At 71.7% G+C, this 10,657-nt stretch carries 9 protein-coding genes; all 9 read left to right on the top strand.

Annotated features, from left to right (window positions below; all coding sequences use genetic code 11):
- Nucleotides 1-1,268, top strand: a 1,268-nt coding sequence (locus ACI379_RS08945) for a DUF4153 domain-containing protein (RefSeq protein ID WP_439791738.1), incomplete at its 5' end; no start/stop codon positions are given.
- 245 nt (nucleotides 1,269-1,513) lie between these two features.
- Nucleotides 1,514-2,611 carry a phenylalanine--tRNA ligase subunit alpha gene (gene pheS / locus ACI379_RS08940; protein ID WP_439791739.1) on the top strand — a complete coding sequence of 366 codons (1,098 nt, stop codon included), beginning with the start codon at nucleotides 1,514-1,516 and terminating at the stop codon, nucleotides 2,609-2,611.
- A gap of 13 nt (nucleotides 2,612-2,624) precedes the next feature.
- Complete coding sequence (gene pheT / locus ACI379_RS08935) at nucleotides 2,625-5,105, top strand: phenylalanine--tRNA ligase subunit beta (RefSeq protein WP_439791737.1); 2,481 nt, start codon at nucleotides 2,625-2,627, stop codon at nucleotides 5,103-5,105.
- A 116-nt stretch (nucleotides 5,106-5,221) separates the two neighbouring features.
- Nucleotides 5,222-6,517, top strand: a complete 1,296-nt coding sequence (locus ACI379_RS08930; protein ID WP_439791736.1) for an SGNH/GDSL hydrolase family protein — start codon at nucleotides 5,222-5,224, stop codon at nucleotides 6,515-6,517.
- Between the two features lie 46 nt (nucleotides 6,518-6,563).
- The gene (argC, locus tag ACI379_RS08925) at nucleotides 6,564-7,601 is read left to right on the top strand and encodes an N-acetyl-gamma-glutamyl-phosphate reductase (RefSeq protein ID WP_439791735.1); all 1,038 of its coding nucleotides are present in this window, start codon (nucleotides 6,564-6,566) and stop codon (nucleotides 7,599-7,601) included.
- A complete protein-coding gene (locus ACI379_RS08920) occupies nucleotides 7,598-7,999 on the top strand; it encodes an ACT domain-containing protein (protein ID WP_439791734.1) in 402 nt (133 codons plus the stop codon). Before argC ends, ACI379_RS08920 begins: the two co-directional genes overlap by 4 nt.
- Before the next feature lie 18 nt (nucleotides 8,000-8,017).
- Nucleotides 8,018-9,169, top strand: a complete 1,152-nt coding sequence (gene argJ, locus ACI379_RS08915) for a bifunctional glutamate N-acetyltransferase/amino-acid acetyltransferase ArgJ (RefSeq protein WP_439791733.1) — start codon at nucleotides 8,018-8,020, stop codon at nucleotides 9,167-9,169.
- The gene (gene argB / locus ACI379_RS08910) at nucleotides 9,166-10,104 is read left to right on the top strand and encodes an acetylglutamate kinase (protein ID WP_439791732.1); all 939 of its coding nucleotides are present in this window, start codon (nucleotides 9,166-9,168) and stop codon (nucleotides 10,102-10,104) included. Before argJ ends, argB begins: the two co-directional genes overlap by 4 nt.
- Nucleotides 10,101-10,657: aminotransferase class III-fold pyridoxal phosphate-dependent enzyme (locus tag ACI379_RS08905; RefSeq protein WP_439791731.1), on the top strand; the 557-nt coding region annotated here is incomplete at its 3' end. The genes argB and ACI379_RS08905, both read left to right, overlap by 4 nt.

Genomic DNA, 10,657 nt, shown 5'->3' with positions numbered 1-10,657 from the left:
CGTGCTCCCTGGCCGCCGGTGCACTCGTGGTTCTGCTCGCCGTGCGCGGCAACGCGGCCCTCGCGATGTTCGGCGTCTTCGTCGCCGCTGGCACCTTCCTCGCGGGCCTCACCGACGCCCGGACCCTGCGCGGCATCTTCCTGTCCGGTGTCGCCTGGCCGTTCTCAGGGATCCGGGGCCTGCCGTGGCTGGGGCGGACGCTGCGGTTGCGCACCCGTCGGGGCGCGCACACGGCTGCCCTGCTGCGGACCGCGGCGCTCTCAGTCCTCGCCGTGCTCGTCTTCGGCCTGCTGTTCGCGGCCGCCGACGCGGTCTTCGCCCAGTGGGTCGACCGTCTGGTGCCGTCGTGGCAGTTCGACGAGACGGTGGCCCGTGCGTTCGTCAGCGTCGCCGTCTTCGGGATGACCCTGGGGGCCGCGTACCTGGCCCGGAACCCCGCCCACGTCGACGCCGGGGCAGGGGTGGCACGGCCCGCCCGCAACCGGTGGGAGTGGCTGGTGCCGGTGGTCCTCGTCGACCTGGTGTTCGTGGCTTTCCTGGCCACGCAGGGCGCGGTGGTCCTGGGCGGCCACGACTACGTTCAGCGCACCGCCGGGCTCAGCTACGGCGAGTACGTGCACCAGGGGTTCGGCCAGCTCGTGGTGGTGACCCTGCTCGCCTTCGTGGTCGTGTGGGCCGCTGGACGGCACGCGGGCACCGCCTCCACCGACCGGCGCTGGCTGCTCGGTTCGGTTGGTCTGCTCTGCGTCCTCACCCTCGGGGTCGCGGCCACCGCGCTGGGACGGATGTGGCTCTACCAGGACGCGTACGGCTTCACGGTGCTGCGGGTGTTCGTCATCGTCTTCGAGTCGTGGCTGGCCCTGGTCGTGGTCGCGGTGATGGTGCTCGGACTGCGGCGGGCGACCCGCTGGGTGCCGCGGGTCGCGCTGGCCACCGGAGTGGTCGCGGTCCTGGGCCTGCTGGTCGTGAACGTCGACGGGTGGGTCGCCGGCCGCAACATCGACCGGTACGAGCAGACCGGCAAGATCGACACGTACTACCTGGGTCAGCTCTCCGGGGACGCGGCTGAGGTGGTGCTGACCCGCTTGCCCGACGACCTCGCGTTCTGCGCGCTGTCCGCATCGTCGTGGTCGGAGGGCGCACACGACGGTACGGGCTGGACGCTCGGCACCCGTCGGGGCGAGCGGGCCGCGGCCAGCTTCCTCGCCGGTGGACCGGCCGACTGCAGCAACGGCACGTTCTCGCCCAGCCGCACCACGCGGCCCTGACGGCCACCCGTTGCCCACCCCGCCGACCGGGCGCCGCCGCGCGCGGCACCCGGTCGGCGGCGTACGATGAAGGCGTGAGGCAGCCTCGGCGATTTAGCCGCCCCGGGCCCGTGGCGGGTTCGGGGGTCTGAGCGCGCCTGGCTGAGCAGGCGCCCGCCTCTCGTCATCGCCGGGTCCGGGGAGTTCGTCCGCCACCGAAGACCCTAGAATCTGCGGCGTCCGTGCACGCCGCTGGAAAGGGAGCCATGTCCGGCCCCAACACTGACTACGACCCCGTCGAGGTGACCGAGTTGAAGCCCGAGGAGATCGAGGCGGCCCGCGACGCCGCCCTCGCCGCCGTCGCCGCGGCCACCGACCTCGACGAGCTCAAGCAGGCCCGCCTCGACCACGCCGGGGACCGTTCCCCGCTGGCCCTGGCGAACCGTGAGATCGGCGCGCTGCCGCCGCAGGCGCGCAAGGAGGCCGGCCAGCGCGTCGGCCAGGCCCGTGGCGCCGTCAACAAGGCCCTCGCGGAGCGGCTCGTCGTGCTCGAGGCCGAGCACGAGGAGCAGATGCTCGTCACCGAGACCGTCGACGTCACGCTGCCCAGCACGCGACGTCGCCGCGGCTCGCGCCACCCGATCACCCTGCAGTCCGAGGTCATCGCCGACATCTTCGTCGCGATGGGCTGGGAGATCGCCGAGGGCCCGATGGTGGAGGCGGAGTGGCTCAACTTCGACGCCCTCAACCTCGGCCCGGACCACCCGGCACGCACCATGCAGGACACCTTCTGGACGGTGCCCGCCGAGAACCACGTGGTGCTGCGCACGCACACCTCGCCGGTCCAGGCCCGCACCATGCTGACCCGCAAGCCCCCGATCTACGTGGCCTGCCCCGGTCGGGTCTTCCGCACCGACGAGTACGACGCCACGCACAGCCCGATGTTCCACCAGGTCGAGGGCCTCGTCGTCGACGAGGGCATCACGATGGCGCACCTCAAGGGCGCTCTCGACCACCTGGCCATGCAGCTGTACGGCGAGGGCATCACGACGCGGTTCCGCCCGTCGTACTTCCCCTTCACCGAGCCCAGTGCGGAGGTCGACCTGCGGTGCTTCGTGTGCCGCGGCGAGGACTCCGACTCGTGCCGCACCTGCCGTGGCGAGGGCTGGATCGAGTGGGGCGGCTGCGGTGTGGTCAACCCGCGCGTCCTGGTGGCCTGCGGCATCGACCCCGAGGTCTACTCCGGCTTCGCGTTCGGCTTCGGCATCGACCGCACGTTCATGTTCCGCCACGGCCTGGACGACCTGCGCCCGCTCTTCGAGGGCGACGTCAGGTTCAGCTCCGCCTTCGGCACCGAGATCTGAGAGGAGACGAACGATGAAGGCACCTGTCTCCTGGATCAAGGAGTACGTGGACGTCCCCGCGGACGTCACCACCGACGAGCTGACCCGTCGGCTCACCATGACCGGCCTCAAGCTCGAGGCGATCGACAGCCCCGGCGCCCAGATCACCGGTCCGCTGGTGATCGGCCGGGTCCTGACCCGCGAGCCCGAGCCGCAGAAGAACGGCAAGGTCATCAACTGGTGCACCGTGGACGTCGGTGACGCCAACGGGACCGGTGAACCCCAGGGCATCGTCTGCGGCGCGCACAACTTCGAGCCCGGCGACCTGGTCGTGGTGATCCTGCCCGGCGGGGTGCTGCCCGGGAACTTCGAGATCTCCGCGCGCAAGACGTACGGCCACCTGTCGGCCGGCATGATCTGCTCGGCCCGCGAGCTCGGCATCGGCGAGGACCACGACGGCATCATCGTGCTGCCCGCCGACGCGGGCCAGCCGGGCGAGGACGTGCGCGGCGTGCTCGGTCTCGACGAGGAGATCATCGAGTTCGAGGTCAACCCCGACCGGGCGTACGGCCTGAGCCTGCGCGGCATCGCCCGCGACGTGCTGGTCTCGGTCGAGGGCGCCTCGAACTTCCGCGACCCCGCGCTCCGCGACACCCCGGCGGCCAACGACGCCGGGCACCCGGTCGTGCTCGAGGACACCGTGGGCTGCCCGGTGTTCGTCGCGCGCAAGGTGACCGGGTTCGACCCGACCGCCCCCACGCCGCAGTACATCGCGGACCGGGTCGCGGCGGCCGGCATGCGCTCCATCTCGCTGGCCGTCGACATCACCAACTACGTGATGCTCGAGACCGGTCGCCCCATCCACGGCTACGACGCCGACAAGCTGCAGGGGCCGATCGTGGTCCGTCGAGCGGTGGCGGGGGAGACCCTGCGCACGCTGGACGGCACCGAGCGGAACCTGTCGCCCGAGGACCTCGTCGTCACCGACGACTCGGGCATCATCGGTCTGGGCGGCGTCATGGGCGGCGAGACCACCGAGATGGGGGAGTCGACCACCTCCATCCTGGTGGAGTCGGCCCACTGGGACGCGGTGTCGATGTTCCGTACCGGCAAGCGCCACAAGATCTCCTCCGAGGCCGGCAAGCGCAACGAGCGCGGCGTGGACCCGACGATCTGCGAGGCTGCGGCCGACCGTGTCGTCGAGCTCCTCGTCGAGCACGGCGGCGCCACGGCCGACCCCGGCGTCACCGTCGTGGGCACCGCACCGGCGGTGCCGACGATCACGGTGCGCGGCTCCAAGGCGGCCGAGGTGTCGGGGATGGACATCCCCGAGGACGTCGCGGTCGAGGCGCTCCGCGCCGTGGGGTGCGAGGTGACCGGCACCGGCACGCTGAGCGTGGTGCCGCCGCCGTGGCGCCCGGACCTGACGGACCCCCAGGACACGACCGAGGAGGTCATCCGTCTGGTCGGGTACGACAAGGTCCCCTCGGTGCTCCCCGTCCCGCCGGCCGGGCGCGGCCTGACCCGGATCCAGGAGCTGCGTCGACGCTTCTCCCGGGTTGCCGCGGCTGAGGGCTTCACCGAGGTCATCACCTTCCCGTTCGTGGGCGAGGCGGACTTCGACGCCCAGCTGATCGGAGCCGACGACGAGCGACGCGATGCGCTGCGTCTGGAGAACCCGCTGAGCAGCGAGGCTCCGTACATGACCACGACGGTGCTGGCCGGGCTGCTCAAGACGGCCGGGCGCAACGTCGGGCTCGGAGCCGGTTCGTTCGGGCTCTTCGAGACCGCGACGGTCACCGTGCCGTCCGGGTCGGGCACGTCGATCCTCCCCGTCGACCGCCGTCCCTCCGCCGAGGAGTTCGCGGCCCTCGACGCCGGTCTCCCGGCCCAGCCGCTGCACCTCGCCCTCGTGGGCGTCGGTGAGGCGGACGGCTCCGGCTGGTGGGGCGAGGGTCGTGGCGTCCAGTGGTACGACGCGGTGGACGCCGTGCGTGCGGTGGCGGAGTCGGTGGGTCTCGAGGTGACGGCCGCCGGCGCCGACGTCGCGCCCTGGCACCCCGGCCGATGCGCCGAGCTGAGCATCGACGGTGACGTCATCGGTCACGCCGGTGAGCTGCACCCCAAGGTCTGCGACGCGTACGGGCTCCCTCGGGGCTCGGTGGCTGCCGAGGTCGACCTGGACGTGGTCGCGGCCAAGGCCGTGCACCTGCGCCCAGCCCCCTCCTTCTCCACCCAGCCGGTGGCCAAGGAGGACGTGGCCGTGGTCGTCGACGCGGGCACCTCCGCCGCGGACGTGGAGGCCGCGCTGCGGTCCGGTGCGGGCGACGAGCTGGAGTCGATCCGCCTCTTCGACGTCTTCACCGGCGAGCAGATCGGTGAGGGCAAGAAGTCGCTGGCGTTCGCGCTGCGGTTCCGTGCCGCCGACCGGACGCTGACGGAGAAGGAGACCGCGTCCTTCCGCGAGGCGGCCGTCGCCGCTGCCGCCGAGAAGGTGGGCGCCGTCCAGCGCTGAGTCGCCGAGCAGTTGCGCGACCGCCGGGGACCGGATGACAGACCCGGTCCCCGGCGGGACGCCAGGGCTATCGTGGAGGCGTGCACGGGGTGCGCGGGTCGACGGCCACTTGGACGGTGGGACTGCTGCTGGTGTTCGCTGCCGGCGTTCCGCCGGTGTCCGCTGCCGAACAGGCGCCCGTGCGCATCCTGGCGGTGGGTGACTCGCTGACGATCTCGATCGCCGGCGACTACAGCTGGCGCTACTTCGCCGCCCGTGCGCTGGACGAGTCCGGGGTGGACGTGGACTTCGTGGGGCCGAGGACGGCGCCCCATGACTCGTGGGTGACGTTGACGTGGCCAGCGGTCTACGCCGACCCTGCGTTCGACCAGGACCACGCCGGTGCGTGGGGCGACTCCTACACGCAGCCCAAGCACGACCGGGCGGCGGTGGTGGCGGAGTTCGCGCCCGACGTCGTGGTTGTCCAGCTCGGGACGAACGACCTCAACGGCTTCTGGCGCAGTCCCTCCGAGATCCTGGGGCTGGCGCACGACTGGGTCTCCGCGACGCAGGCCCAATCTCCCGGCACGGACGTCGTGCTGACCGAGCTGACCTGGACGACGAATCCTGATGCCCTCGCCTACAACGAGCTTCTCCGAGCCACGGCGCCCGGGTGGAGCACGGCGTCGTGGCAGGTGGTGGTTGCGCGGGCGGCCGACGGCTTCGTGACGAGCACCGCGGAGCAGCAGGACGGATTCACGTGGGACCCCGTGCACCTCAACACGCCGGGGCAGGTGCACGTCGCGGCCGCCGTGGTTGACGCGTTGGCCGAGCTCGGTGTCGGGTCCGCCTATCCCCGCGGCCGCCCGCTGCCGCCCGAGGGGCCGCACGGTCAGCCGGTGGTGAGGTCGACACCGGGTCTTTCGTCCGCGTCGCTGTCCTGGTCGGCTCCGCCGGGCGCCACCAACTACGACCTGTGGCGCCGCACGGCTGGTGGCACGTGGCACCGGTTGCTGGAGCAGTGGCACGGGACGCAGGCCACGATCGGTGGTCTGACCGAGTGCCGCCGCGAGGAGTTCCGCGTGCTGGCCCGCAAGGGCTGGACCAGGGCGCCTGACGCGATGGCCTCGACGCCGCTCGTCGTTCGTGCGGGCCGGAGGGTCACCGGCAGCCCCGCCCTGTCCGGAGTGGCCCGGGGGCGCAGCGTGCGGCTGCGCTGGTCCTCGGTCCCCGGAGCGTGCGAGTACCGCGTCCGTTCCGTGCAGAGCCTGGGGGGAGTCACTCGCGTCCGGAGCATGCTCACCAGCGGCACCTCGCGGAGACTCTCCGTACGTCCCGGAACCGTCCTCCGCGTCCGGGTGTCCGCTGTGGGAGGATGGAACACCGGACCCGTCTCCGCGATGCTCACGTTGCGTGTCAGGAAGACACGCTGAGGCATCGGGACCACGTAGTCATGACCATGCATGTGCATGTATACTCATGCACATGAGCAAGGTCAGGGTCGCCATCGCAGGCGCCAGCGGGTACGCCGGGGGTGAGGTTGCCCGGTTGTTGCTGGGGCATCCCGGTGTCGAGATCGGCGCCCTCACGGGCGGGAGCAACGCGGGGGAGTCGTTCGGTCGGCTGCAGCCGCACCTGGTTCCCCTGGCGGACCGGGTGCTCGAGGCGACCACCGTCGAGACCCTCGCCGGGCACGACGTCGTCTTCCTCGGCCTCCCGCACGGGCAGTCCGGCGAGATCGCCAGTGCCCTGCCCGACTCCACCGTCGTGATCGACTGCGGCGCCGACTTCCGCCTCGAGGACGCCGCCACCTGGGAGGAGTTCTACGGCAGCGAGCACGCCGGCACCTGGCCGTACGGTCTGCCCGAGCTCCCCGGGCAGCGCGCCCGGCTGGACGGCGCGAGCAGGTTCGCGGTGCCCGGGTGCTACCCGACCGTGTCCACGCTGACGATCGCCCCCGCGGTGGCCGCCGGCCTCGTGGAGCCCGACGTCGTCGTGGTGGCCGCCTCCGGCACCAGCGGCGCGGGCAAGGCCGCCAAGCCGCACCTGCTCGGGTCCGAGACCATGGGCAACGTGAGTGCGTACGGCGTCGGGGGAGTCCACCGGCACACCCCTGAGATCGTGCAGAACCTCAGTCGCGTCACCGAGGCGCCGGTCCAGGTCTCCTTCACCCCGCTGCTGGTCCCGATGCCCCGCGGCATCCTCGCGACGGTCTCCGCGCCGCTGGCCGGCACGGTCACCGCGGAGCAGGCGCGGGCGGCGTACCTCGACGCGTACGCCGACGAGCAGTTCGTCCACGTCCTCCCCGAGGGCGTGTGGCCCCAGACCCAGTCCGTGCTCGGCTCCAACGCCGTGCACGTGCAGGTGACCGTCGACGAGGCCGCAGGACGCCTCGTCGCCGTCGGCGTGGTCGACAACCTCGCCAAGGGCACGGCCGGAGCGGCCGTGCAGTGCATGAACATCGCCCTGGGACTCCCCGAGGCGACCGGACTCTCCACCGTGGGGTTGGCGCCATGACCGAGCAGCAGTTCACCATCGAGCAGTACCCCGAGCAGCTGGCCGTGGTTCGCCTCGGTCCCGGGGCCCCCATCCCGGCCTGGGCGGAGTCCTCGTCGATCTTCTCCGTCACCGCCACCGCCGCCGAGACCTCCGTCGTGTGCGCCGCGCGGAACGTTCCCAAGAAGGTTCCCCACGAGCGGTCGTTCACCGCCTTCGCCGTGGTGGGCCCGCTCGACTTCGCGCTGACCGGTGTCCTGGTCAGCCTCCTCACCCCGCTGGCGGAGGAGGAGATCAGCGTCTTCACCCTGTCGACGTACGACACCGACTGGATCCTGGTGCCCAAGGAGCGCGCCGAGAAGGCGGCCGAGGCATGGCGACGACGAGGGCACACCGTTGCCCCCGCCGTTCCCGCCTGACCTCCTGAAAGGCCTCCCATGAGCATCACCACCCCTGCCGGCTTCACCGCCGCCGGCGTCGCCGCCGGGCTCAAGTCCACCGGCGCCAAGGACCTCGCCCTCGTCGTCAACCATGGCCCGACGTACGACTCGGCCACCGTCTTCACCTCCAACCGCTGCAAGGCCAACCCGGTCCTGTGGAGCCAGGAGGTCGTCAAGGACGGTGTGGTGCGCGCCGTCGTCCTCAACTCCGGCGGCGCCAACTGCTACACCGGCGCCGACGGCTTCCAGACCACGCACGCGGTCGCCGAGCGCGTCGCCGAGAAGGTCGGCATCGGAGCGATCGACGTCGTCGTCTGCTCCACCGGCCTGATCGGGCTGGCCAACCCCCGCCAGAACCTGCTCGACGGCGTGGACGCCGCGCACGCGGCGCTCTCGGGAGACGGTGGCCCCGACGCCGCGACGGCGATCATGACCACGGACTCCGTCTCCAAGCAGGCCGTCGTCGAGGGCGCGGGCTGGAGCATCGGCGGCATGGCCAAGGGCGCGGGCATGCTCGCCCCGGCCCTGGCCACGATGCTCGTGGTCATCACCACCGACGCGGTCGTCCCGGCCGCCGACCTCGACCAGGCCCTGCGGGCGGCCACCCGGGTGTCTTTCGACCGGCTCGACTCGGACGGCTGCATGTCCACCAACGACACCGTCACCCTGATGGCCAGCGGCGCCAGCGGGATCACCCCGCCGCTGGCGGACTTCACCGCGGCGCTCACCCAGCTGTGCACCGACCTCGCGATGCAGCTGCTCAAGGACGCCGAGGGCGCGGACCACGAGATCGCGATCACCGTGCTCAACGCGGCCAGCGAGGACGACGCCGTGGAGGTCGGGCGCAGCATCGCGCGCTCCAACCTCTTCAAGGCCGCCGTCTTCGGCAACGACCCCAACTGGGGCCGGGTGCTGGCCTCGGTGGGTACGACGCAGGCGGCGTTCGACCCGGCCGACCTCGACGTCGCGATGAACGGCGTGTGGGTCTGCCGCAACTCGACCCCGCACACCGACCCCGCCGAGGTCGACCTGACCGGCCGAGACGTGACGGTGACCGTCGACCTGAAGGTCGGCGACGCCCGCGCCACCGTCTGGACCAACGACCTGACCCACGCCTACGTCCACGAGAACAGTGCCTACAGCTCATGACTGACAAGAAGAGCCCCGTCGGGCCCGACCCCAAGAAGGCCGCCACCCTGGCCGCTGCACTGCCGTGGCTCAAGCGCTACCACGGCCGCACGATCGTCGTGAAGTACGGCGGCAACGCCATGACAGACGACTCGCTCAAGGTGGCGTTCGCCGAGGACATCGCCTTCCTGCGCTTCGCCGGCTTCAAGCCGGTCGTGGTCCACGGCGGCGGCCCACAGATCAACCGGATGCTCGACAAGCTCGGCATCGAGTCGGAGTTCCGCGGCGGCCTGCGCGTCACCACGCCGGAGGCGATGGACGTCGTACGGATGGTCCTGGTCGGCCAGGTCCAGCGCGAGCTGGTCGGCCTCATCAACTCCCACGGACCGCTCGCGGTCGGGCTGTCGGGTGAGGACGCGGGTCTCTTCACCGCCGAGGCGACCAACACCGTGGTCGACGGCGAGGAGGTGGACCTCGGCCTGGTGGGCGAGGTCGCGCAGGTCCGTCCCGAGGCGGTCCAGGACCTGGTCGAGGCCGGCCGCATCCCGGTCATCTCCAGCGTCGCGCCCGACGTGAACGGCCTCGTCCACAACGTCAACGCCGACACGGCCGCCGCCGCGCTGGCCACGGCGCTCGGTGCCGACAAGCTGCTCGTGCTCACCGACGTCGAGGGCCTGTACCGCGACTACGGCAACTCCGACGACGTGATCCAGGAGATCAGCCCGGAGAGCCTGGCCGAGATGCTGCCGACGCTCGACGCAGGCATGGTCCCGAAGATGAAGGCGTGCTACAACGCCGTCGTCGGCGGCGTGCCGCGGGCCACGGTGGTCGACGGGCGCGAGCCGCACGCCGTTCTGCTCGAGATCTTCACCGACGAGGGCGTCGGCACCCAGGTCCTCCCTGGCGTGGCGACCAAGATTCGCAAGCCGTACGGCTCCGAGGAGGTCGTGGCATGACCTGGCAGGAGCGCTACGGCGCTGCTCTCATGAACACCTTCGGCACGCCCCAGCTGCTGCTCGAGCGCGGTGAGGGTGCCCACGTGTGGGACACCGACGGCAAGGAGTACGTCGACCTGCTCGGTGGCATCGCCGTGAACAGCCTCGGTCACGCGCACCCGGCGCTCGTCAAGGCTGTGACCGCGCAGCTGTCGACACTGGGCCACGTGTCCAACTTCTTCGCCAGCGGTCCCCAGATCGCGCTGGCCGAGCGCCTGCTGGGCCTGCTCGGCGTGGACGGCCGGGTGTTCCTCTCCAACTCGGGCACCGAGGCCAACGAGGCCGCCCTCAAGCTGACGCGGCGCACGGGGCGCACCCACGTGGTGGCCACGGAGAACGCGTTCCACGGCCGGACCATGGGCGCGCTGGCGCTCACCGCGAAGGCTGCCTACCGCGAGCCGTTCGAGCCGCTGCCCGGCCACGTGACCTGGGTGCCGTTCGGGGACGCCGCAGCGCTGGCCACCGCGGTGACCGACGAGACGGCTGCCGTCGTGGTCGAGCCGCTCCAGGGGGA

Origin of the sequence: Nocardioides sp. (assembly GCF_051876515.1) — a bacterium.
Classification (GTDB): domain Bacteria; phylum Actinomycetota; class Actinomycetes; order Propionibacteriales; family Nocardioidaceae; genus Nocardioides.
Note: the sequence above shows the minus strand (reverse complement) of the source record. Positions and strands in the feature narration are given on the sequence as shown.

Excerpts from the sequence above, each read along its gene's own strand:
- pheS (WP_439791739.1), top strand. The coding sequence starts at position 1,514 with ATGTCCGGCCCCAACACTGACTACGACCCCGTCGAGGTGACCGAGTTG.
- pheT (WP_439791737.1), top strand. The coding sequence starts at position 2,625 with ATGAAGGCACCTGTCTCCTGGATCAAGGAGTACGTGGACGTCCCCGCG.
- argC (WP_439791735.1), top strand. The coding sequence starts at position 6,564 with ATGCACATGAGCAAGGTCAGGGTCGCCATCGCAGGCGCCAGCGGGTAC.
- ACI379_RS08920 (WP_439791734.1), top strand. The coding sequence starts at position 7,598 with ATGACCGAGCAGCAGTTCACCATCGAGCAGTACCCCGAGCAGCTGGCC.
- argJ (WP_439791733.1), top strand. The coding sequence starts at position 8,018 with ATGAGCATCACCACCCCTGCCGGCTTCACCGCCGCCGGCGTCGCCGCC.
- argB (WP_439791732.1), top strand. The coding sequence starts at position 9,166 with ATGACTGACAAGAAGAGCCCCGTCGGGCCCGACCCCAAGAAGGCCGCC.